Annotated in this window: 18 protein-coding genes and 2 pseudogenes; 10 read left to right on the forward strand and 10 right to left on the reverse strand. The window is 63.6% G+C overall.

The genetic code is table 11. The annotated features are described in order from the left end of the window. Positions 1 to 228: 228 nt before the first annotated feature. Positions 229 to 828: pseudogene (locus A0O30_RS28145) on the forward strand (PAS domain-containing protein); the annotation flags it as partial. A 171-nt stretch (positions 829 to 999) separates the two neighbouring features. Continuing rightward, positions 1,000 to 1,416, forward strand: a pseudogene (locus A0O30_RS28150) (methyl-accepting chemotaxis protein); the annotation flags it as partial. A 164-nt stretch (positions 1,417 to 1,580) separates the two neighbouring features. Here A0O30_RS28150 and cysZ read toward each other — a convergent pair. Further along, positions 1,581 to 2,309: a sulfate transporter CysZ gene (gene cysZ, locus A0O30_RS03990; RefSeq protein ID WP_105945656.1), complete on the reverse strand. Its 729-nt coding sequence runs from the start codon at positions 2,307 to 2,309 to the stop codon at positions 1,581 to 1,583. 331 nt (positions 2,310 to 2,640) lie between these two features. On the opposite strand from cysZ, the gene trxB reads away from it, so the two are divergent. Beyond that, entirely contained in the window at positions 2,641 to 3,603 is a 963-nt protein-coding gene (trxB, locus tag A0O30_RS03995; RefSeq protein ID WP_003247318.1) for a thioredoxin-disulfide reductase, read from the forward strand. A gap of 177 nt (positions 3,604 to 3,780) precedes the next feature. Here the strand turns inward: trxB and nadC are convergent, their stop codons facing one another. Next, positions 3,781 to 4,629 (reverse strand): carboxylating nicotinate-nucleotide diphosphorylase, encoded by an 849-nt coding sequence (nadC, locus tag A0O30_RS04005; protein WP_105945657.1) that lies wholly within the window; start codon positions 4,627 to 4,629, stop codon positions 3,781 to 3,783. 243 nt (positions 4,630 to 4,872) lie between these two features. Between nadC and A0O30_RS04010 the strand changes: the two genes are divergently transcribed. The 3 genes from A0O30_RS04010 (at position 4,873) to ampE (ending at position 8,517) form a co-directional block, all read left to right on the forward strand. Further along, on the forward strand, positions 4,873 to 7,029 hold the full coding sequence (locus A0O30_RS04010; protein ID WP_105945658.1) for a DUF1631 domain-containing protein: 2,157 nt from the start codon (positions 4,873 to 4,875) through the stop codon (positions 7,027 to 7,029). An 88-nt stretch (positions 7,030 to 7,117) separates the two neighbouring features. Further along, on the forward strand, positions 7,118 to 7,690 hold the full coding sequence (gene ampD / locus A0O30_RS04015; protein WP_105945659.1) for a 1,6-anhydro-N-acetylmuramyl-L-alanine amidase AmpD: 573 nt from the start codon (positions 7,118 to 7,120) through the stop codon (positions 7,688 to 7,690). Further along, a complete protein-coding gene (ampE, locus tag A0O30_RS04020) occupies positions 7,687 to 8,517 on the forward strand; it encodes a regulatory signaling modulator protein AmpE (RefSeq protein ID WP_105945660.1) in 831 nt (276 codons plus the stop codon). The genes ampD and ampE overlap by 4 nt, the downstream gene beginning before the upstream one ends. Before the next feature lie 125 nt (positions 8,518 to 8,642). Here the strand turns inward: ampE and A0O30_RS04025 are convergent, their stop codons facing one another. Both A0O30_RS04025 and cra read right to left on the reverse strand, forming a co-directional pair. Further along, a complete protein-coding gene (locus tag A0O30_RS04025; protein ID WP_105945661.1) occupies positions 8,643 to 9,419 on the reverse strand; it encodes a TatD family hydrolase in 777 nt (258 codons plus the stop codon). A gap of 2 nt (positions 9,420 to 9,421) precedes the next feature. Then, the gene (cra, locus tag A0O30_RS04030; RefSeq protein ID WP_028699510.1) at positions 9,422 to 10,417 is read right to left on the reverse strand and encodes a catabolite repressor/activator; all 996 of its coding nucleotides are present in this window, start codon (positions 10,415 to 10,417) and stop codon (positions 9,422 to 9,424) included. A gap of 284 nt (positions 10,418 to 10,701) precedes the next feature. On the opposite strand from cra, the gene ptsP reads away from it, so the two are divergent. Genes ptsP through A0O30_RS04045 form a run of 3 tightly spaced genes read left to right on the forward strand, consistent with a single transcriptional unit; the run spans position 10,702 to position 16,238 of the window. Continuing rightward, positions 10,702 to 13,554 carry a phosphoenolpyruvate--protein phosphotransferase gene (gene ptsP, locus A0O30_RS04035; RefSeq protein WP_105945662.1) on the forward strand — a complete coding sequence of 951 codons (2,853 nt, stop codon included), beginning with the start codon at positions 10,702 to 10,704 and terminating at the stop codon, positions 13,552 to 13,554. Next, the gene (gene pfkB / locus A0O30_RS04040; RefSeq protein ID WP_105945663.1) at positions 13,555 to 14,502 is read left to right on the forward strand and encodes a 1-phosphofructokinase; all 948 of its coding nucleotides are present in this window, start codon (positions 13,555 to 13,557) and stop codon (positions 14,500 to 14,502) included. Continuing rightward, complete coding sequence (locus A0O30_RS04045; RefSeq protein WP_105945664.1) at positions 14,499 to 16,238, forward strand: PTS fructose-like transporter subunit IIB; 1,740 nt, start codon at positions 14,499 to 14,501, stop codon at positions 16,236 to 16,238. The genes pfkB and A0O30_RS04045 overlap by 4 nt, the downstream gene beginning before the upstream one ends. Positions 16,239 to 16,359: 121 nt before the next feature. On the opposite strand, the gene A0O30_RS04050 is transcribed toward A0O30_RS04045, so the two are convergent. Continuing rightward, positions 16,360 to 16,581 (reverse strand): DUF3820 family protein, encoded by a 222-nt coding sequence (locus A0O30_RS04050; RefSeq protein WP_003247308.1) that lies wholly within the window; start codon positions 16,579 to 16,581, stop codon positions 16,360 to 16,362. Between the two features lie 203 nt (positions 16,582 to 16,784). On the opposite strand from A0O30_RS04050, the gene A0O30_RS04055 reads away from it, so the two are divergent. Next, on the forward strand, positions 16,785 to 17,261 hold the full coding sequence (locus A0O30_RS04055) for a PA2169 family four-helix-bundle protein (RefSeq protein WP_019099750.1): 477 nt from the start codon (positions 16,785 to 16,787) through the stop codon (positions 17,259 to 17,261). On the opposite strand, the gene A0O30_RS04060 is transcribed toward A0O30_RS04055, so the two are convergent. The 5 genes from A0O30_RS04060 to A0O30_RS04080 form a co-directional block, all read right to left on the reverse strand. Further along, entirely contained in the window at positions 17,258 to 18,748 is a 1,491-nt protein-coding gene (locus A0O30_RS04060) for a sensor domain-containing diguanylate cyclase (RefSeq protein WP_105945665.1), read from the reverse strand. The genes A0O30_RS04055 and A0O30_RS04060 overlap by 4 nt on opposite strands. Positions 18,749 to 18,972: 224 nt before the next feature. After that, positions 18,973 to 20,307 (reverse strand): OprD family porin, encoded by a 1,335-nt coding sequence (locus tag A0O30_RS04065; protein ID WP_105945666.1) that lies wholly within the window; start codon positions 20,305 to 20,307, stop codon positions 18,973 to 18,975. Positions 20,308 to 20,512: 205 nt separating this feature from the next. Then, positions 20,513 to 20,737, reverse strand: coding sequence for a hypothetical protein (locus tag A0O30_RS04070; protein WP_105945667.1), 225 nt, complete (start codon positions 20,735 to 20,737; stop codon positions 20,513 to 20,515). 309 nt (positions 20,738 to 21,046) lie between these two features. Beyond that, positions 21,047 to 22,435: a heavy metal sensor histidine kinase gene (locus tag A0O30_RS04075; RefSeq protein WP_105945668.1), complete on the reverse strand. Its 1,389-nt coding sequence runs from the start codon at positions 22,433 to 22,435 to the stop codon at positions 21,047 to 21,049. After that, positions 22,410 to 23,084, reverse strand: a complete 675-nt coding sequence (locus tag A0O30_RS04080) for a heavy metal response regulator transcription factor (protein WP_012270545.1) — start codon at positions 23,082 to 23,084, stop codon at positions 22,410 to 22,412. The genes A0O30_RS04075 and A0O30_RS04080 overlap by 26 nt, the downstream gene beginning before the upstream one ends. Positions 23,085 to 23,087 lie beyond the last annotated feature (3 nt).

Consider the following 23,087-nt stretch of genomic DNA (forward strand, 5'->3'; position numbering starts at 1 on the left):
GCGCCTTTTTGAATATTTCCTGGTGCGGCACTCAAGAAGGTGCAGGCGGCAGCCGATGCAGATGCATTCGACTACGTGATGCGCTCCAGGAGAGCGATGATGTTCAACAACAAGCTCAAGCAAGAAATCCGGCAGCTGCGCGAAGACCTGATGTCCATCGAACAGGTCAAGAGTAGCCTCGACAACGAGATGCTGGTACTTCAACTCGACCCCCAGGGACGGATCGAGATGGTCAACGGCAACTTCGAGAGCGAGATGCTCTACCGTGCCGAACAATTGCTTGGACGCAACATTGAGGACATCGTCCCCGCGCATGTGAAGTCGCTGGATTTCTACCAACGCATGAAAAGCGCGATCACCCGTGGCGAGCACCTGAACGGTGCCTTCCGCTTGCTGCGCGGCAATGGCCAGGAAGCCTGGCTGCGCTCGATCCTGCAGCCGGTCAAGAACAGCGAAGGGCGTATCAAGTACTTCACCCTGCATTCCAGCGACCTCACCCGCACCATCGAGACTTCGCGCGAGCATGAAAGCCTGATCAAGGCGTTGATGCGCTCGACCGCCGTTATCGAGTTTGACCTGGACGGCACCATCCTCACTGCCAATGACCGTTTCCTGGCCACCGTCGGCTATCGCCTGGAGCAAATTCGCGGCAAGCACCACCGCATGTTCTGCGAGCCCGAAGAGGCCAACTCGGCCGGCTATCAGGCGTTCTGGGACAAGCTGCGCCGTGGTGAATACGTTGCCGAACGCTTCAAGCGCATCGACGCCCACGGCCGGGTGATCTGGCTGGAGGCCTCGTACAACCCGATCTTCGACGCCCATGACGTGCTGTACAAAGTGGTCAAGTTCGCCACTGTGATTACCGACCAGGTCAACCAGGAACAGGCGGTGGCCGAGGCAGCAGATGTTGCCTACAACACCTCGCTGGGTACCGATGTCAGCGCCCAGAAGGCCACCGATGTGGTTACCCAGACCGTCAGCGTGATGCGTGGCCTGGAAGCCTCGATGCAGGAGGCGGCCGAGGGCATTCAGGCGCTGGATACCCAGTCGCGGGTAATCGGTTCCATCATCAAGACCATCAGCGACATCGCCGGGCAGACCAACCTGCTGGCGCTCAATGCCGCTATCGAGGCGGCCCGTGCCGGCGAACAGGGGCGGGGTTTTGCCGTGGTTGCCGACGAAGTGCGTCAACTGGCCTCGCGTACCAGCACCGCCACCGAGGAAATCGCCCGGGTGGTGAAGCAGAACGAGCAACTGGCGCAGGCGGCGGTGGCGATCATCGACACCAGCAAGCGCCAGGCCGAGCAGGGGCTGGCACTGGCTGACGAGACGGGTAGCGTGATTGTCGAGATCCAGGACGGGGCCAAGCGTGTGGTGGATGTGGTGGGGCAGTTTTCCAGCCGGTTGGGGCAGTGATGACGTTCCTATGAACGTCGGCACTGCGATCGCTCTTTGTGGGAGCGGGCAAGCCCGCGAAGCAGGCGCTGCGGTGGATGGCACGGGCTACGCCCGTGTTCGCGGGCGCGCCCGCTCCCACAGAGCCCGCGCAGGTTATGGCAACCGTTCATGGCTCTTGGGTATTACTTGCGCTCCCGCACCCAGAACAACGTAGCCCCGGCCACCGCCGCCGGCATCATCAGCACGTTCACCCCCGGAATCATCAGCGCCAGGTAGGTAATCCCGCCAAAGCCCAGGCTCTGCCAGCGCTTGCTGCGCAGCCAGGCGAGCATGTCCTGCCAGCTCATCTTGTTGTTGTCCGCCGGGTAGTCGATGTACTGGATGGCCATCATCCATACCCCGAACATCAGCCACAGTGGTGCGGCCACCACGTTCACCACCGGGATGAACGACAGGATGAACAGGCCAATAGCCCGTGGCAGGAAGTAGCCCAGCTTGCGCATTTCGCGGCTGAAAGTGCGCGGCACCATGGCCACCAGCTCACCCCAGCTGAACGCCGGGAAGTTATCCTGGCCGCGCACCACCACCTCGACCTTTTCCGCCAAAAAGCCGTTGAACGGTGCGGCAATGATGTTGGCCACCAGGGTGAAGGTGAAGAACACCATCAGCAGCAGCAAGGCCACGAACAGCGGCCAGAGGATGTAGCTGAGGAAGCTCAGCCAGTCCGGAAGCGTTGGCATGAGCGCGTCCAGCCACAGGCCGAACTGGTGGCCGGCGAAGTAGATCAGGCCACCGAACAGCAGCAGGTTGACCGCCAACGGCAGCAGCACGAACAACCGCAGGTTGGGGCTCAGCACCAGTTTCAGGCCTTCGCGCAGGTATTGGGGGCCAGAGAGGACAGGGGCTTGCATCGAGGTACTCCGCAGAGAAGGAAAACGCGCTGACCTTACCGAGTTTGCCGCGCCGACGAAAGGCGGGTTGCGGGCGGGAAACGGGATGTAACAAAAGCGCCAGGGACGTGTTTATCGATGAAATCGCAGCATAGACGATGCCTATGAGGTGGATTGTCTAAGGATATTTCCTTAATCTTTGCGACCTCGCTACAGTGCGCTCAACTTTCCGCTTTTCGGGCCTGCGCGTTGTAGCCTTCCCCAAGTGCTGCGTGGGTCCGTTTTAAATTTCCAGCTGGCGCAGCCGGTACACCGATGCCGGCCCGTGCGGCCCGCTCGACAGGAGTTCGACATGTCTGAAGTACGTCATTCGCGCGTCATCATTCTCGGTTCCGGCCCTGCCGGTTACAGCGCCGCAGTCTATGCTGCCCGCGCCAACCTCAAGCCGCTGCTGATCACCGGCATGCAGGCCGGTGGCCAGCTGACCACCACCACCGAAGTCGACAACTGGCCGGGCGACCCCCACGGCCTGACCGGTCCGGCCCTGATGCAGCGCATGCAAGAGCACGCCGAGCGTTTTGAAACCGAAATCGTCTTCGACCACATCAATGCCGTCGACCTGGCCAACAAGCCGTTCACCCTGCAGGGCGACAGCGGCAAGTACACCTGCGACGCACTGATCATCGCCACCGGTGCCAGCGCCCGTTACCTGGGCCTGCCGTCGGAAGAAACCTTCATGGGCAAGGGCGTTTCGGCCTGCGCCACCTGCGACGGCTTCTTCTACCGCAACAAGCCGGTCGCCGTGGTTGGCGGTGGCAACACTGCCGTGGAAGAGGCGCTGTACCTGGCCAACATCGCCAGCAAGGTGACCCTGGTACACCGTCGCGAAACCTTCCGCGCCGAGAAGATCCTGGTCGACAAGCTGAACGCCCGTGTGGCCGAAGGCAAGATCGAGCTCAAACTCAACGCCACCCTGGACGAAGTGCTGGGTGACAACATGGGCGTGACCGGTGCGCGCCTGAAGAACAACGACGGCAGCAGCGACGAAATCAAGGTCGACGGCGTGTTCATCGCCATTGGCCACACCCCGAACACCTCGCTGTTCGAAGGCCAGCTGACCCTGAAAGACGGCTACCTGGTGGTCAACGGCGGCCGTGAAGGCAACGCTACTGCCACCAACGTTGAGGGTGTGTTCGCTGCAGGTGACGTGGCAGACCACGTTTACCGCCAGGCCATTACCTCGGCCGGCGCCGGCTGCATGGCTGCTCTGGACGTAGAACGTTACCTGGACGGCCTGGCCAACGCCTCGTTCTGATCCAATGACGCCGGGGCCGCTCTGCGGCCCATCGCCGGCAAGCCAGCTCCCACAAGAACTGCACCGCCTTCAGGCCTTTCGCGGTACCTGTGGGAGCTGGCTTGCCGGCGATAGGGTCCTCAGCAACGGCAACAAAAAACCGGCTCAATGGCCGGTTTTTTGTTGCCTGCGGTCAGCTCACAGGCTGAGCCGCATCGACAGGTCCACCGCCTTCACATCCTTGGTCATGGCACCAATCGAGATGTAGTCCACGCCGGTTTCGGCAATCACACGCAGGGTCGTTTCGTTGACCCCACCGCTGGCCTCCAGCTTGGCCTTGCCCGCGTTGATGCGCACTGCTTCGCGCATTTCGTCCAGGTTCAGCTCATCAAGCATGATGATGTCCGCGCCAGCGGCCAGCGCCTCGCGCAGTTCATCCAGGCTTTCCACTTCGATCTCAACCGGCTTGCCTGGCGCAATACGGTGTGCGGCGGACACGGCTTCGGCCACGCCGCCGCTGGCAGCGATGTGGTTTTCCTTGATCAGGAACGCGTCGTACAGGCCGATGCGGTGGTTGTCGCAGCCGCCGCAGGTTACTGCGTACTTCTGCGCCAGGCGCAGGCCCGGCAGTGTCTTGCGGGTGTCCAGCAGGCGCACCTGGGTGCCTTCCACCAGGTCGGCCAGGAAGCGCGCACGGGTGGCTACCCCCGACAGCATCTGCAGGAAGTTCAGCGCGCTGCGCTCACCGCTCAGCAGCGAACGGGCCGGGCCTTCCAGGTGGAACAGCGGCTGGTTGGCAGTCGCCCGCTCACCGTCCGCCACCTGCCAGTGCACCGCCACGCGTGGGTCGAGCTGACGAAAAACGGCATCGACCCAGGCGGTACCAGCGATCACGCAGTCTTCGCGGGTGATGATGGTCGCCTTGGCGAGGCGCTCGGCCGGGATCAGCTGCGCGGTGATATCGCCACTGCCGATGTCTTCCAACAGTGCACGGCGCACGTTGGCTTCGATTTCAGCGGTCAGGTCGGCGAGGCGTAGGTTCGGCATGTTCGGCTCCACTAGCTAGATGCCCGCGATTATAGGGCAGGGGGCCGGTGTGTACAGCCGCCTTGGCGATGTCCGTTGGTCGGGCATTGTGAGCAATTCGAGCCCATTCGGGTCATTAACCGGTCGGTGAAACGGCGCTGGCAGCGATGCGATTTTTTACCGATAATAGCGCCCAGTATTTGGCGTCATAGCTTTGACGATCATCAGCCCCTGTCGGGCAAGACACCCTGCAAGGAGTCCAGGATGCAGAAAGAAGGCAAGGTGGTGCCCTTGGCGGCTGCCATCGACCGAGGGGGGCGTACGCCTCTTCCTTGCCTTCCGGTATTGCTGCTGCAGGTCCGCGACAAGGCCGCCTTGCAGTTGCGCAAAGGCTTGCAGGACTTGTTCGACAACGCCGATGACACGCTCTTCGAAATGGCTGACAAGGCCTTCGACCGTTATGACCAGCATCTGTACTTCGAAGCCATGCGTGATCTGAGGCTCAAGCGCAAAAGCATCGAACGCGGCTTTCTTGATACCTTCCATGACACTTACGCACGCATCGGCCAGCCCGACCCGCTGGCGCACCTGGCGGAACCGGGCAGTTTGCGGACCAAGGCCCAACGGGAACGGGCTGCGGCAATGGAAGGCATGGTTGCGCGGGTGCTGTCACGCGATGGTATTGGCCTGCAGCAACTGGGCCTGCGCTTGCAGGCGCTGCTCGATCACCCCCTGCATGAGCAGCACAACCCGTTGGGCCCGGCCGCTTTGTGCGGGTACTTCCTGGACGCCGGGCGCAACCTGGGGGTTGGTTTACGGGTCAAGCTGGTGCTGCTCAAGCTGTTCGAGCGCTATGTGCTGCGTGATGCCGACATTCTCTATGCCGACGCCAACCAGCTGTTGGCCGCAGCCGGTGTACTGCCGGAGTTGCAGCCGGCACCGCGCCGGCGCGCCGAAGACAGGCGCTTGCGCACACGACGAGGGCCGTTGAGCCAAGGCCAGGACGTTGGGGCAGATGCGGCAGGGCAAGCGTATTTCGCCTCATTGCAAACCTTGCTGGCCCCACTGCGCGGGCAGTTCGCACCGCGATTGCAGGCGGTGGCTGCTGCCCAGCCGATCAGCACGGCCGACCTGATTCGTCTGCTGTCGCACTTGCAACACTATGTACCCGCAACTCACGAGGCAGATGACTTCGAGCTCGGCCAGCAGCTTGAGCAACTGCTGTTGCGGGTCAGTGTGCGCAGCGGTACGCGCCGGCGCATCGCCGTGGACGATGAGGACGTGATCAACCTGGTCGGCCTTGTGTTCGCCTTCATCCAGCGTGATGACAACCTGCCCGCCAGCCTGCGCGCACTGCTTGTGCGCCTGCATATTCCCTTGCTCAAGGTAGCATTGCTGGACAAGGGGCTGTTCAGCCGGGCCAGCCACCCGGGGCGCCGGCTGATCAACGAGATTGCGGGTGCGGCCATTGGCTGGGAGTGCGGCAGCGAAGGCCTGCGTGACAGCCTTCACCTGCGGGTAGAAAGCACAGTCCAGCGCCTGCTCAATGATTTTGCCGAAGATGCTGGCCTGTTTGCCGATCTTCTCGATGAGTTTCTTGCATCCAACCAGGAGGAACGGCGGCGCAACGAGCTGCTTGAACAGCGCACCCGCGACGCCGAAGAGGGGCGGGCCCGTGCCTTGCAGGCGCGGCACCAGGTGCAGTTGGTACTCAACCAGCGCCTGCGCGGTCGGGTATTGCCCCTGGTGGTGGTGCAGATGCTGGTGCAAGCCTGGAGCCAGGTACTGCAGTTGGCCTGGCTGAAGCAGGGTGAAGCCTCCCAGGGCTGGCGCGATGCCCTGCAGACCGTGGATGCGTTGCTGGCCAGCATCACCCCGGGGCATGAGCCGCAAGCACTTTTGCAGCAGGTGCCGGGCCTGCTCAAGGCGCTGCGCGATGGCCTGGCCAGCGTGGCGCTGGATTCGGCAGCAACCCGAGAGTTCTTCCTGCAACTGGAGCAGTTGCACCTGCATGCCTGTGCGGGCACTGAGCTACCGGCTGGCCATGACAAGCCCTTTGCCGAAGTGCTGGTGGACGAGGACATCGTGCTGGCGATGGCCGAAGAGCCGGCCTGTGCACCGCTGCAATTTGCCGATGGGCAGGCGGCAACGCTGCAGCATGTGCAGCGCTTGCGCATCGGCAGCTGGGTTGAAGTCATGGATGACGGCGAACCGCTGCGTTGCAAACTGGTAGCGCACGTCGGCAGTAACGACAGGCTGGTATTCGCCAGCCGTACCGGCATGAAAGTGCGTGAGTGGAACAGCACTGCCCTGGCCCAGGCACTGCACCGAGGGGACGTACGGATGCTGGATGACGGTTTGTTGTTCGAGCGGGCGCTGGAGGCGGTGCTCGATGGGTTGCGGCAACCTTGGGTGCAGTAGGCGGCAACATTACAATCATTCACATGCAAACGGTGTTGAGCGCAGGGCATACTGTTGACCTGTTCACGGCGTTTTCAGGATCTGCCCCATGCAATTGGACCGTGCCACTGGCTGGTTTCACGGAACCGGAATCACCCACTGCCCTTCGCCGAACTTCAATGCCCGCCCTGAAGGCGAATCGATTTCCCTGCTGGTGATTCACAACATCAGCCTGCCGCCAGCCTGTTTCGGCACCGGCAAGGTGCAGCAGTTTTTCCAGAATCGCCTGGACCCCGATGAGCATCCTTACTTCGACAGCATCAAGCACCTGACCGTGTCAGCGCACCTGTTCGTCGAGCGTGACGGGGCGGTGACCCAGTTCGTGTCGTTGCTCGATCGCGCTTGGCACGCGGGTGTGTCGCGTTTCGACGGGCGTGAAGGCTGCAACGATTTCTCCATCGGTATCGAACTGGAAGGCACTGACGACCAGGCCTATACCGACGCCCAGTACGCCGTGCTGGAACAGCTTACCCGGCACATTCGTAGCGCCTGGCCGGCCATCGACCTGAGCCGCATTCAGGGCCACAGCGACATTGCCCCGCAACGCAAGACCGACCCCGGCCCGTCCTTCGATTGGCCGCGCTACCGCGAAGCGTTGTTGCACAACGAGGACAAGGCATGAGTTTTCTGGTGTTGTTGCTGGCGCTGTGGGTCGAGAAGTTTTCGGCCCTGCGCCACCGCGTGCAGCGCGACGGGTTCTTCCTTGGCGAACTGGTGCGTCTGGAGCGCAGCGGCAAGATACACCCTTGGTGGACGCTGGCCATTCTGGTGCTGGCACCGGTAATGCTGCTGGTGTTGCTGCTGCATGTACTGGAGCCGGTGGCATATGGGTTGTTGGCCTTGCCGGTGCACCTGCTGGTGCTGGTCTATAGCCTGGGCCGTGGTGATGCCAAGGCCTCGCTTGGGCCGTTCCGCGATGCCTGGCGGCGCGGTGATGACCAGGCTGCGCTGCATGTTGCAGAGCGTGACCTGGGGCTGGCCGCCGACGAGCCGCACAGCTTGCTGGTAAGGGTGCAGGGCAACCTGCTGTGGCAGGTGTACCAGGGCTTTTTCGCGGTGATCTTCTGGTATTTCGTGCTGGGGCCTGGGGCGGCGCTGGCTTATCGCCTGCTGGCGCTGTGCGGCGAGCACAGCAAGCAGCCTGCGCTGAAGGCGCGGGCCGAACAGCTGCGGCACATCATGGACTGGCTGCCGGTGCGGGTACTGGCGTTGAGCTTTGCCCTGGTGGGCAACTTCCTCTCGGTCACCCGGGTGATGTTGCACGAGGTGCTCAACTGGCACATCAGTGCGGCGCACCTGGTGGCCCGTGTCGGGCGCATTGCCGATGACATTCCCGACGATGAAGACAGCCAGCGTGGGCTGGGGCGGCTGGACAGCCTGTGGGAGCTGCTGCTGCGTTGTGCGGTGTTGTGGTATGCCGGGTTTGCGCTGTGGACAGTGCTGGTCTGAACTGAATTTGCTGGCCTCTTCGCGGGCACGCCCGCTCCCACAGGTATGGCGCCGAACTCAGGGTTGCCGCGGTCTCTGTGGGAGCGGGCGTGCCCGCGAAGAGGCCATGACAGGCAACAAAGCATCTACCAGCCGAACAACTCACAAGCATTGCGGCTGCTAGCTTCTGCCAGCTCCCCGACATCAATCCCCATTACCTCGGCCAGCGCCCCGGCAATCTCTGGCAAATGCTCCGGGCTGTTCCTCACCCCCGGGTACATCACCGGCGCCATGTCTGGCGCATCGGTCTCCAGCACCACACTCTCCAGCGGCAGCCGCGCCAGGGTCTTGCGTAGCCGCAGTGCCTGTGGCCACGTCGCGGCACCGCCAAGCCCGAGCTTGAAGCCCAGCTTGATGTACTCGCGCGCCTCTTCGTAGCTGCCGGCAAACGCATGGATCACCCCCGCCCGCACCGGTTTGTAGCGCTTGAGCGTGGCAATCACCTGCGCATGGCTGCGGCGTACATGCAACAGCGCAGGCAGTTCGAAATCGCAGGCCATCTGCAGTTGCGCTTCAAACAGGTCCTGCTGGCGGTTTTTGTCCAGGTCTTCAAGGTAGTAGTCCAGGCCAAATTCACCCACGGCGCACAGCCGCGTATCGCCGTGCAGGCGTTCCAGCCATTCGCGCAACTGAACGAGGTGCTCCGGGCGGTGCTGGTCGAGGTAGACCGGGTGCAGGCCGAGTGCCGCGAACAGGCGCTGATCGGTGCAGGCCAGGTCCCACACCCGCTGGAAATTCGCCTGGTACACCCCCAGCACCACCATACGTTCCACCCCACGCGCCGCCGCATTGGCCAGCAGGCGCGGGCGGTCGGCGTCGAAGTCGGGGAAGTCCAGGTGGGTGTGGGTGTCGATCAGGCGCATGGTCAGGCTGCAGTGATGCGCTGCTTGAAGGTACGACCAACGGCATGCACACCTGGCTCGTAGCGCTTTTCCTCGATGGCGGCCAGCGCCAGCTCCAGCGCGGTGGCGGCAATCAGGCCATGCTGCTGGGCCATGGCATTGACCGGCAGCGGCAGGAAATCAAGCAACTGGTTGTCGCCAAAGGTGCCCAGCTGCAGCTGGCGCGAATCGGCAGGGCGCGCCTGCAGGGTATCGAACACCCCTTGCAGCAGTACGTACGAGGTGGTCACCAAGGCATCCGGCAGGCCGCCCAGGTCGTCGATCAGCTGTTGCATCAGGCGCTGGCCGCACTCGCGGCTGAACGCTTCACCCTGATAGCGGCGCACTTCACCGGCATAGCCTTGCAGCGCCTCGTCGAAGCCGCCGGCACGCGCCTGGCTGACGGACAGCTCAGGACGGGCGCCGATCAGGGCAATGCTGCGCGGGGCGGCACTAAGCAGGCTGGCGGCCAGTTGGCGGCTGGCATCACGATCGTCGCTGATCACCGAGCAGAAGTGCGCAGGGTCCAGGCGGCGGTCGATGGCGATCACCGGCAGGCCTTTGTCCTGCAAATCGCGGTAGCTGTCATCTTCCGGCGGCAGGCAGCTGGCGACGAACAGCGCGTCGCAGCGGCGGGCGCGGAACAGTTGCTGCAACTGGCGCTCGCTGTCGGGCTGGTCATCGCTGCTGGCGATCAGCAACTGGTAGCCACGGGCGCGGGCGCCTTGCTCCAGCTGCTTGGCAATGCGGGCGTAGCTGGGGTTCTCCAGATCCGGGAGAATGAAGCCCAGGGTGCGGGTGTGCCGGCTGCGCAGGCCAGCGGCCTGCGGGTTTGGGGTAAAGCCATGGGCTTCGACCACTGCACGCACGCGCTCGACGGTGGTGTTGCTGATGCGCTGCTGTTCAGCCTTGCCGTTGATGACATAGCTGGCTGTGGTCACGGACACACCGGCCAGGCGGGCGATATCGCTGAGTTTCACCGAATTTTCCTTGTTATTTCCGGGGCTGGCTGTAAGGCCGGACCGGGCATTTTGACCCAGCGCAGGCATCACGCGCAGACGACCATTGTCGCAATTGTCCGACAGGATGGGGCTTTTTACCGGGCAGATTATCGAGTAACGTGGCCGTCTGGTCAGATTAAACGTTTCAGCCGCCGAATTTTCTGCCTCGGCTGCCATCTGTGCAAGGCTGTTGAACTGGCCCTTCATGTGAATTTCACAACAATACTCCAGTACCCGACCGGGAACTGCAAAAGGAGAAGGTCATGCTCGAGCTCGCCAAGGAGCAGATAGCCATGGGCCAGACGGCCGCCGACAAGGCCGAGGCGTTGTGCCTGCTGGCGGACCGGCTGGTCGCTGACGGCCTGGTCGCCGAGGGTTACCTGCAAGGGCTGCAGGCCCGCGAGGCCCAAGGCTCAACGTTCCTTGGCCAGGGCATCGCCATCCCCCATGGCACGCCACAAACCCGCGATCTGGTGCATGCCACGGGCGTGCGCCTGTTGCAGTTTCCCGAAGGCGTAGACTGGGGTGATGGGCAAAGGGTCTACCTGGCCATTGGCATTGCTGCACGCTCCGATGAACACCTGCGCCTGCTGCAGCTGCTCACCCGTGCCCTGGGTGAGACCGACCTGGCCGAAGCGCTACGCCGGGCCAGCTCTGCCGAAGCGCTGCTCAAGTTGCTGCAAGGTGCGCCTCAGGAACTGGCGCTGGATGCGCAGCTGGTCGGCCTGAACGTTCCCGCTGAGGATTTCGACGAACTGGCCTGGCGCGGTGCCCGCCTGCTGCAGCGTGCCGACTGTGTTAACAGCGGTTTTGCCGCCGTGCTGCAACAGGCCGAGCCGCTGCCATTGGGCGAGGGCCTGTGGTGGCTGCACAGCGAGCGTCAGGTGCGCCAACCCGGCCTGGCCTTCATCACCCCGCAGCAGCCACTGCGTTACCGTGACCAGCCGCTCAACGGCCTGTTCTGCCTGGCCAGCCTCGGCGCGGCCCACCAGGCCTTGCTTGAGCGCCTGTGCGAAGTGCTGATCGAAGGGCGTGGGCAAATGCTCTACCAGGCCACCAGCAGCCGTGCGGTACTGGAAGTGCTGGGGGGCGAGGCGCCAGCGGATTGGCCCAGTGCGCGCATCGTGCTGGCCAACCCGCATGGCTTGCATGCGCGCCCGGCCAAGGTGCTGGCGCAACTGGCCAAAGGCTTCGAGGGCGAGATCCGCGTTCGCGTGGTCGACAGTGCGCAGCCGGCGGTGTCGGTGAAGAGCCTGAGCAAGCTGCTCAGCCTCGGCGCCCGCCGTGGCCAGACGCTGGAGTTGGTGGCCGAACCGGGCATCGCCGCCGATGCCTTGCCGGTGCTGCTGGCGGCCATCGAACAGGGCCTGGGCGAAGAGGTCGAGCCGCTGGCGCAACGTGAAGCACCCATTGCCAGCGTTGCGGCCGACGTGCTGCAAGCCCCCGTGGCCGGAAGCCGTATCCAGGGCGTGGGCGCTGCCCCCGGCATTGCCAGCGGCCCGGCGCATGTGTGTGTCGAGCGTGAGTTCGACTATCCGCTACGTGGCGAATCCAGTGCTCTGGAGCGGCAAAAGCTGCGTCAGGCCATAGCGGCGGTGGACAGCGACCTGCAGGCTTTGGTGAAGCGCAGCGACAAAGCCATTGGCGAGATCTTCGTCACCCACCAGGAAATGCTCGCCGACCCGGCCCTGACCGACGATGTCGAACAGCGCCTTGCCCAAGGCGAAAGTGCTGCGGCAGCCTGGATGGCGGTAATCGAAGCCGCAGCCCGTCAGCAAGAGGCGCTGCACGATGCCTTGCTGGCCGAACGCGCCGCCGACCTGCGCGACATCGGCCGCCGCGTGCTGGCGCAATTGTGCGGTGTGCAGGCCCAGGTTGAGCCGGAACAACCTTACGTACTGGTGATGACCGAAGTCGGCCCGTCCGATGTGGCGCGGCTGGACCCAAGCCGGGTCGCCGGCATCGTCACCGCTCAAGGAGGCGCCACTGCCCACAGTGCCATCGTCGCCCGTGCGTTGGGCATTCCTGCAGTGGTGGGTGCGGGGGCAGCGGTCCTGCTGCTTGAGTCCGGCACGCCGCTGTTGCTCGATGGCCAGCGCGGCGTGGTCAACGTGGCGCCGCCGGAAGAAGAATTGCAACGCGCCCTGGCCGAGCGTGATGCCCGCGAGCAACGCCTGCAGGCCGCGTGGGCCAATCGCCTCGAACCCGCCGTGACCCGCGATGGCCACGCTGTCGAGGTGTTCGCCAACATCGGGGACAGCAACGGCATCGCCAAGGTGGTGGAGCAGGGCGCCGAAGGCGTCGGCCTGCTACGCACCGAACTGATTTTCATGGCACACCCCCAGGCCCCGGACGTGGCGACCCAGGAAGCCGAGTACCGCCGCGTGCTCGATGGCCTGGACGGGCGACCGCTGGTGGTGCGCACCCTCGATGTCGGCGGCGACAAGCCGCTGCCGTACTGGCCGATCGCCGCCGAAGAAAACCCTTTCCTTGGCGTGCGCGGCGTGCGCTTGACTCTGCAGCGCCCGCACATCATGGAAGACCAGCTGCGTGCCTTGCTGCAGGCTGCCGACAATCGCCCGCTGCGTATCATGTTCCCGATGGTTGGCCAGGTACACGAGTGGCGCGAGGCGCGGGCCATGGTCGAGCGCTTGCGTGCAGAAACCCCGGTGGCCGACTTGCAACTGGGCATCATGGTCGAAGTGCCTTCGGCGGCCTTGCTGGCGCCGCAACTGGCGCGTGAAGTGGACTTCTTCAGCATCGGCACCAACGACCTGACCCAATACACCCTGGCCATCGACCGTGGCCACCCAAGCCTTTCGGCCCAGGCCGATGGCCTGCACCCGGCCGTGCTCAGCCTGATCGACATGACCGTGCGCGCCGCCCATGCCCATGGCAAGTGGGTAGGCGTATGCGGCGAGTTGGCGGCCGATCCGCAGGCGGTGCCTGTGCTGCTGGGGCTGGACGTTGACGAGCTCAGCGTATCTGCGCGCAGCATCGCCGAAGTCAAGGCCCTGGTTCGCCAGGCCGATCACCAGACGGCCCGCGCCCTGGCGCGCGAGGCCCTGCAACAAGACAGCGCTGCGGCGGTTCGCGCGCTGGTGGAGCGTTTCTGAATGGCCAAGATCCTCACCCTCACCCTGAACCCGGCGCTGGATATCACCATCGGCCTGGACATCCTGCGCCCGGGGCAAGTCAACCGCAGCCAGGTGCAACAGAGCCACGCAGCGGGTAAAGGGCTGAACGTTGCCCAGGTACTGGCCGACCTGGGGCACAGCGTGACCGTCGGCGGCTTTCTCGGGCAGGACAACCTGCAGCCATTCGAAGCGCTGATCCAGTGGCGCGGTTTTGCCGACTGCTTTGTTCGCGTGCCGGGCGAAACCCGCAGCAACATCAAGCTGGTCGAGGCCGATGGCCGCGTCACCGACATCAACGGCCAGGGCCCGGAAGTTGATGAGGCGGCGCGTAGCGCGTTGCTGCGCCGCCTGAAACAGGTCGCCCCAGGCCATGATGCGGTGGTGGTGGCTGGAAGCCTGCCGCGTGGCATCAGTGCCGAGTGGTTCCGCCAGTTACTCGACCAGTTGAAGGCATCGGGCCTGAAGGTCGCGCTGGACAGCAGCGGCGAAGCCTTGCGTGCGGGCCTGCAAAGCGCCCCTTGGCTGGTCAAGCCCAATACCGAAGAGTTGGGCGATGTACTCGGCCTGGCTGTGGATAACCCGGCGCAGCAACGTGCAGCCGCCGAGCACCTGCTGGCCAGCGGCGTCGAACATGTGGTGGTGTCTGCAGGTGAGCAGGGTGTCAGCTGGTTCGCCCGCGATCTGGCCGTACACGCCTGCCCACCCAAGGTGCGGGTCGCCAGCACGGTGGGGGCGGGGGATTCGCTGGTAGCCGGCATGGTCCATGGCCTGCTGCAGGGCGAGCTGCCTGCGCAGACGTTGGCCCGCGCCACCGCGATTGCCGCCCAGGCCGTCACCCAGGTTGGCTTCGGCATCCGTGACCGCGAGCAACTGGCGCGTCTGGAAGCGGCCGTGCAACTGACAGAACAACAAGAGGGTTGCCGATGAACATTGCCATTGTCACCGCCTGCCCCAACGGCCAGGTGTCGAGTGTGCTGAGCGCACGCTTGTTGTCCGCCGCTGCCCAGCGGCGTGGCTGGAGTACCAGTGTCGAAGTGCAGGACGCCGGGCACCCGGAACGGCAACTGAGTGCGCAGCAGATCGCCGACGCCGACTGGGTGCTGGTAGTCAGCACTGGCGCAGTGGACCTGGCCCGCTTTGTCGGCAAGCGCGTGTACCAGAGCACACCCTCCCAGGCGCTGGCCGACCGTGAAGGCTTCCTCGATGAGGCGGCCGCCAATGCCCAGCCGTTGGTGGCGGCATCAGACGCCCCAGTCGCCGTTGGCAGCGCTGTCACGCGAATCGTTGCGGTCACTGCTTGCCCGACCGGCGTCGCGCACACATTCATGGCCGCAGAAGCCTTGCAGCAAGCGGCACAACAGATGGGCTATCAACTCACGGTCGAAACCCAGGGTTCGGTCGGGGCGCGCAATCCCTTGTCTGCCGAGGCCATCGCAGAGGCGGATGTGGTGCTGCTGGCCGCTGACATCGAAGTGCCCACTGCGCGGTTTGCCGGCAAACGGATCTACCGTTGTGGCACTGGCATCGCCCTCAAGCAAGCCCGCGCCACGCTGGACAAGGCCCTGGCCGAAGCCAAAGTGGAAAGCAGCGCCGATGCCGTAGCCGCTGCCAGTACGGCAAAGGGCGAGAAGACCGGAGTGTACAAGCACCTGCTGACCGGGGTGTCGTTCATGCTGCCCATGGTGGTGGCCGGTGGGCTGCTGATTGCCCTGTCGTTCGTGTTCGGCATCGAGGCGTATAAAGAACCGGGCACCTTGCCGGCGGCGTTGATGCAGATCGGTGGCGAGGCTGCGTTCAAGCTGATGGTACCGCTGTTGGCGGGCTACATCGCCTGGTCCATCGCCGACCGCCCGGGGCTTGCGCCGGGCATGATCGGTGGCCTGCTGGCCAGCACCTTGGGGGCCGGTTTCATCGGTGGCATCGTCGCGGGCTTTCTTGCCGGTTACAGCGCCAAGGCCATTGCCCGCTGGGCGCGCCTGCCCACCAGCCTGGAAGCGCTGAAGCCGATCCTGATCATTCCGCTGCTGGCCAGCCTGTTCACCGGCCTGGTGATGATCTACGTGGTGGGCCAGCCGGTGGCGGCCATGCTCGAAGGGCTTACGCATTTCCTCGACAGCATGGGCACCACCAATGCCATCCTGTTGGGGCTGTTGCTGGGAGGCATGATGTGCGTCGACCTTGGCGGGCCGATCAACAAGGCCGCCTATGCCTTCTCGGTGGGGTTGCTGGCGTCGTCGAGCTACGCACCGATGGCGGCGACCATGGCCGCCGGCATGGTGCCGCCGATAGGCCTTGGCATCGCCACTTTCCTGGCCCGGCGCAAGTTCGCCCAGAGCGAGCGCGAGGCAGGCAAGGCGGCGTTGGCGCTGGGGCTGTGCTTCATCTCCGAAGGGGCGATCCCGTTCGCAGCCAAAGATCCGCTACGGGTGATCCCGGCCAGTGTCGTGGGTGGCGCATTGACCGGGGCGCTGTCGATGTACTTCGGCTGCAAGCTGATGGCGCCGCATGGCGGCTTGTTCGTGCTGCTGATTCCCAATGCGATCAACCATGCACTGCTTTACCTGCTGGCGATTGTGGCGGGTAGCCTGGTGACGGCGGTGGTGTATGCGGTGATCAAGAAGAGCGAGCGGGTGGAGTTGGCGGTGGCTCCTGTAAAAGGCTAAAGACCTGGGTTGGCTCCACTGGCCCTATCGCCGGCAAGCCAGCTCCCACAGGTACAGCGCAGCTCCAGAGGCCAGCGCGATCCTGTGGGAGCTGGCTTGCCGGCGATAGGGCCAGCACAGGTCACCGCCGATGCTTCTGCCGCAACGGCACCAACAGATCACCCAACCCGTTGTGGTCGATCTCATGCATCAACGCCAGCAGCCCACCCAGCTCCCCCGCCGGAAAGCCCTTGCGCGCAAACCACGCCAGGTAGTCCCCCGGCAGGTCGGCAATGATCCGTCCCTGATACTTGCCAAACGGCATGCTCCGGGTCACCAGCAGTTCGAGGGTTTCCGGCTTCATCTTCGATGCACCTGGCTGTGGAAAAGCGCCGACCATACTGCAATCTGCACGAGGGCCCAAGCGGTAATCATGCAGAACGCCCTCATCAGTCTTCATCCTTAATTACATAAGTCATTGAAAATAATGGATTTATTTTTTGATTAAGGCTTGGCACGAACACTGCTCCCTTACAGATGACTATCACCTGCCAAGGAGTTCGTACCATGAGTAACCCCAACAAAGACGTGATCGATGTGCTCAACGACCTGATCGAGTACAGCAAGGATGGCGAGAAAGGCTTCAAGACCTCGGCCGATGATGTGAAGAACCCAGAGTTGAAAGCGTTTTTCGTCCAGCGTGCCGGCGAGTGCGCCAATGCCGCAGGCGAGCTGCAAAGCGAAGTGCGCCGCCTGGGCGGCGACCCGGAAACCTCCACCAGCATCAGCGGCGACCTGCACCGTGGCTGGGTCAACCTGAAGTCGATGGTCACCGGCAAGGATGAAGAAGCGGTGCTCAACGAGGTGGAGCGGGGCGAGGACCACGCGCTTAAAGCCTACAAGGAAGCCCGCGAAAAGCTGGTGAAACTGGGCCGCACCGCCAGCGACATGACTTACAGCCTGGTGGAAAAACAGTTGCAAGGCGTGCAGCGCAACCATGACCAGGTCAAGGCCCTGCGCAACGCTGCCCGCGCCCGTTCTTAAGCCTCAGGCCCCTCTACCCGGTTGCGGCCCATGGCCTTGGCCCGGTAGAGCGCTTCGTCCGCAGCGCCCAGTACCCTGGCCAGGTCGTGCTGGGTGCCGGACAGGCCGATACCGATGCTCACCGTCACCGCGTGGGCATCATCGGCAAACGGCGCTAGCGCCTCGACGCTGGCGCGTATGCGTTCCGCCAGTAACCGGGCGCCGGCCAGGTCGGTTTCCGGCAGCACCACCTGAAACTCCTCCCCACCATAACGCGCAGCCAGGTCGGCCGGGCGGCGGATGCACGCTTCGATGGCTTTGGCCACTTCACGCAGGGCATGGTCGCCACCGGCATGGCCATGGCGCTGGTTGAATGCCTTGAAATGGTCCACATCCACCATCAGCACGGCCAGCGGCTTGCGGTTGCGTTGCGCGCGAGCCCATTCCTGGCGCAGCACCTGGTCCAGGCGGCGACGGTTGGCCAGGCCCGTCAGGCTGTCGGTGGCAGCCAGGGTTGCCAGGCCTTGCTCGGCTTCCTGACGGCGGCGCAGTTCGCGGCCCAGCAGCAGGGTCAGCCAGAGAATGCCCACGCAGAGCACGCCGGTAGCGACGCTGACCAGAATCGCGGTACGTCGCCACGACTGGAACACCTCGTCTGCCGAGTGAACCACCAGTACGATCAGCGGCAACTGCGCGACACGGGCAAAGGTGTAGATGCGTGAGCTGCCGTCGCTCCCGGAGCGTGCGGTGAAGTTGCCACTCTGTTCGCTGAGAATACGCTTGAAGTTGGGCCGCTCGGCATAGTTGGTGCCGATCAGTGGGTCTTGCGTGCGCGAGGGCTGGCGGGCGAGCAACTGCCCGTCGGTATTGAACAGGTTGATGCTGCTGTCGTCGCCGATGTCCAGGCGCTGGAACAGTTCGCTGAAGTACGACAGGCGCAGTGCCCCTGCCGCCAGCCCGGCGAATTCGCCATTGGGGCCAGAGATACGCCGGCTGAAACTGATACACCAGTCCAGGTCGCCCAGTTTGGCCTTGAACGGCGGGCCCACCAGCAAACCGAGGTTGGCGTTGTTCTGATGCGCCTTGAACACCCCGGTATCGCCGAAGTTGGCCTTGCGCGGCACGCTGCTGGTGGAGTCGCCCACTACGTTGCCTTGTTTGTCCAGCCACAGCACATCACCGCGTTTGCGGTCGACGAAGGCTTCATTGAATAGCAGGCGCTGGCGTAGCGGGCCGGGGATTTCCGGCAGTTCCTTGCGTCCGACAGCCCAGATCAGGCCCTGCAGGGACTGATCGTAGAGTTCGGCGTTGCGCAGGATGTCGCTTTCGATCAACTGAACGATGTTGTTGGACGAGCGAATGGCCGACAGCTCGACGCTATCGCGTTCCCGCGCCAGCAGGTAGCTGACGATGGCGACGATGGCGAGCACGGCAAGGCAGCTGCCCAGATTGAGGGTCAGCTCGGGGTGCGACCTGAGGAATGCGAAACGCGGTAATCGGGTGGGCATGCTCGCTACTGCGTGGGCAGGGCCATTCGCGGCGGCGACATTCTAGGGAAGCGCGGATTGTCGGACAAGATTTGTCCGACGGAATCACGCGTAGGGCTGCTGCGCAGCCCATCGCCGGCAAGCCAGCTCCCACAGGTACAGTGCAACCTTTGAGGCTGCTGCAGTACCTGTGGGAGCTGGCTTGCCGGCGAAACGAGGGCAAAGCCCTCGCATACGGTCTTGGATCAGAACACGTTCAGCGGATAATCCACGATCACCCGCACTTCATCGTTGTCACTGTTGCTGTCGATCGACGCATAACCCTGGCTACCACGGTGGGTGGCATAGCGCACCAGCACCGACAGGTCTTTCAGGTCACCTTCCTGGAACACGTACTTCACGTCCAGGTCGCGTTCCCAGTGCATGGCGTTCTTGCCATCTTCACGGTAGTAGTCGTAGTGCGTGGTGTCCTGCACCGCCTTGGTCAGGTCGGCTTCACCGCGCGAGTACGACAGCGAGGTGGTCAGGCCAGGCACGCCGACGCCGGCGAAGTCATAGTCGTACTGCAGCTTCCACGAACGCTCGTTCGGCGCGTTGAAGTCCGAGTACATGCGCGAGTTGTCCAGGTACACGCTGTCGCCCAGGTTGATGTAGTCGAACGGCGTGTTGCCGTTGACCCGCTGGTAGGCGGCGGTGACGCTGTGGAACCCGGCGTTGACGGTGAAGTGCACGCTGTAGGTGTTGTTGTCGATCTTGCCCAGCAGGGCCTGGCCGGTGTCCTGGGTGTGGTAGAAGTGCACGCCTGGGTTCAGGCTGACCAGGTCGTTGACCACGTAGGTGTAGTCGAAGTCAGCGTAGTACTGGTTCCAGATGTCCTTCAGTTCGGCGGCGTACAGGTTGGCGGTGATGTTCTCGGTACCGCTCCACGACGCGCCGGCCCAGTTCAGGTGCTTGCTCTTGTCGTGTTCGTTCAGCGAGCCGTAGTAGGTGTCGATACGGCGGTGGCCGCTCTGGTTGTACGGGTGGGTGAAGCTCACCTGGCCGCCTTCGAGCAGCAGGCCGTCGATGCTGGTGTTGGTCAGGCTCACGCCACGGAAGGTCTGCGGCAGCATGCGGGTTTCGCCGCCAGCGATCACCGGGTTGGTGAGGAACAGGTCACCGGCTTTCAGCTCGGTGTCGAATGCCTTCAGCTTGACTGCAGCGCCAGCCGTGGAGAACGAGTGCGGGGCAGCGCCCAGCTCGCCGTCGTCCTTGATGTGCTCGGGCAGGATGCTGGTGCCGGCATGGCCGCCACCGCCGTCGAGCTTGAGGCCCAGCATGGCATGGGCGTCCAGGCCAAAGCCGACCACACCCGGGGTGTAACCGGACTCGAAGCGCGCAACCGCGCCCTGGCCCCACTCGCGGGTGTCGCGCACGCCGGCGTTGTGGTTGTCGCGGTTGAAGTAGGCATTACGGAAATGCAGGTTGAAGGACGACCCTTCGATGAAGCCATCAGCCTTGTCTTCATCTGCCTGGGCGGCGAAAGGGATCGTTGCAGTCAACGCAATGAACAGCGGGGTAAAACGAAACGCGGAAGGCACCGGTACTAGCTCCTTTGGTGTGACGGTGGGGCAGTTTTTATTTTTGAATGTGCGTCTTTCTTATAAGTAGACGTTACAGCCGGGCTGAGCGTTAAAGCACATAAAAAAAGCCGCTGATCGGCAGCGGCTTTAAAAGGCTAACATATCGGCACCGGTGGTGCCCATGGCGTAGCCAAGGGAAATCGGGAGCAGCGACAGTGCTTTATCAGCTGTCGGCATTGGCATCGACAGCAGCTTTGGAAGCGGTCTGTTTTGCGTCTTTGGCGGCGTCAGCCTTATTTGCGGCTACAGCGTCGCGGGCCTCTTGGTGGACGGCGGCGAGCGCTGCATTACGGGTGACGAAAGCGCTGGATTCTTCGGCCATGGCCAGGGGCGACAACAACAGGGAAGACAGGACGAAGACGCTGGCAATACCCATACTGTTGGACATTTGAAACTACCTTCTTGCGGTGCAAGTGCTAATGAGGACGGGGGTAAAGTTAGTCCTTTCAGTGCACTGGAAACAGACCTGAGTGCGATAAGCACTGTTGCGCAAAAGGTAACGATCCCTGAGAAAGCAATAGTACTTTCGGCGCAAACCCGCAATCTAGAGCGCTTTAGCGGTTCTCTGTGGGAGCGGCCTTGTGTCGCGAAAGGGCTGCAGAGCAGCCCCGGCAATTGATGCTATGGCACAGAACTTGGGGCCGCTTCGCGACCCTTTCGCGACACAAGGCCGCTCCCACAGGGACCGTGACGCTTGTCAGCCATGGGTTGGCAGCTTGATACCGAAGGTATTGGCCCCGGCCCCACTGCGCACGAACACCTCCCCCCCATGCATCAGCGCAATCGCCTTAACGATGGCCAACCCCAACCCATGGTTACCCCCGCCACTGTTGCTGCGCGCCGCATCCACCCGGTAGAAGCGCTCGAACAGCAACGGCAGGTGCTCGTCGTCAATCGCCGGCCCCGGGTTGCTCACGGCGATGCTGACCTGCTCCGGCCCGGCATCGATCTGCACCTGGATCACCTGGTGTGGCGCCGTATGTTGCACGGCGTTGTTCAGCAGGTTGATCAACGCCCGGCGCAGTTGGGCTTTTTCGATGGGGGCGTGGGCATCGCCGCTTACGTTCACGCTGACCTGCGCGTCTTCGAGGATGTAGTCCAGGTAGTCGAGCGTGGTCGCCACTTCCTCTGCCAGCGAGGCCTGGGTCAGGGCAGTGGCCTTGCTGCCCTGGTCGGCACTGGCCAGAAACAGCATGTCGTTGATGATGCTGCGCAGGCGTTCCAGCTCTTCCAGGTTGGATTGCAGCACTTCGAAATAATGCTCGGCGCTGCGGCCTCGGGTGAGTGCGACCTGGGTCTGGCCGATCAGGTTGGTGAGCGGTGAGCGCAGTTCATGGGCAACGTCAGCGTTGAAGGCTTCCAGCCGCGAGTAGGCCTGGCTGACACGGTCGAGCGCAGCGTTGAAGGCGCCGGCAAACTGCGCCAGTTCCGGGGCCAGCGCGTGGGTCTTCAAGCGCCCGTCCAGGCGTGGCGGGGCCAGGGCCTGGGCCTCGTTGGACAACGCCAGCAACGGGCGCAGGCCAATGCGCGCCACCCAGTAGCCCAGCACTGAGGCCAGCAGTACGCCAAGCACTGCCAAACCGACAATCGCCACCAGCAGGCTGTGCTGCGCCTGCCAGAAGGTTTCGGTGTCGATGCCGATCAGAAAGCGTAGCGGTGGCCGCTCGCCCAGTGCTGGCAGTTCGCTGACCAGCACCTTGTAAGGGTAGGGGCGGTCGGGCAGGCGCAGGTCGCGCATACCCTGCGGGCCTTCGGCGAAGGCCCGTACCAGCTCGCTGGGGTGGCCGTACTCGTAGGCCGGGTTGCTGCTGACCACCCAGAAGCGGATGCGTTTGTCTTCTTCGCTCAGCAGGTTGAGCTTGTTGTTGATCTTGGCCCAGTGGTCTGGCGTACCGAAGCGGTTGAGGGTGGATTCGAGCACGCTGAAGCGTGCGTCCAGTTCAGCTTGCGGCAGCAAGTCAAGGCTGTGGTCGACCTGGCGGTAAAGTGCCGAGCCGATCAACACGAACACGCCCAGTGCTACCAGGATGAACAGCGCCGACAGGCGCAGGGCGATGGAATTACCCCGCACGGTTTTCCAGGACATAGCCCATGCCTCGGATGGTGTGCAGCAGCTTGTTGTCGAAAGGCCCGTCCAGCTTGGCGCGCAGGCGCTTGATTGCCACTTCCACAACGTTGGCATCGCTGTCGAAGTTGATGTCCCAGACCAGCTCGGCAATCGCCGTCTTCGACAGGATTTCACCCTGCCGCCGGGCCAGAACGCTCAGCAGCGAGAACTCCTTGGCAGTCAGGTCCAGGCGCTGGCCGGCGCGGGTGGCCTTGCGCGCCATCAGGTCGATCCACAGGTCTGCCACCTGCACCTGGAGCGGTTCGTGGCTGCTGCTACGGCGGGTAAGGGCCTGAAGACGGGCGACCAGTTCAAGAAACGAGAACGGCTTGCCCAGATAGTCGTCGGCACCCTCACGCAGGCCGTGGATGCGGTCTTCGACCCGTTCGCGGGCGGTCAGCATGATCACCGGCGTCTGCTTGCGCGCGCGCAAGGCGCGCAGCACGCCATAGCCGTCCAGGCCGGGCAGCATCACATCCAGCACGATCACCGCGTAATCGCCCTCCAGGGCCAGGTGCAGGCCGTCGATGCCGTCCCGCGCCAGGTCCACGGTAAAGCCCTGTTCGCTCAGGCCACGATGCAGGTAGTCGGCGGTTTTTTCTTCGTCTTCGATGATCAGCACACGCATGGT

The organism is Pseudomonas sp. LLC-1, from assembly GCF_002992185.1.
Classification (GTDB): Bacteria; Pseudomonadota; Gammaproteobacteria; order Pseudomonadales; family Pseudomonadaceae; genus Aquipseudomonas; species Aquipseudomonas monteilii.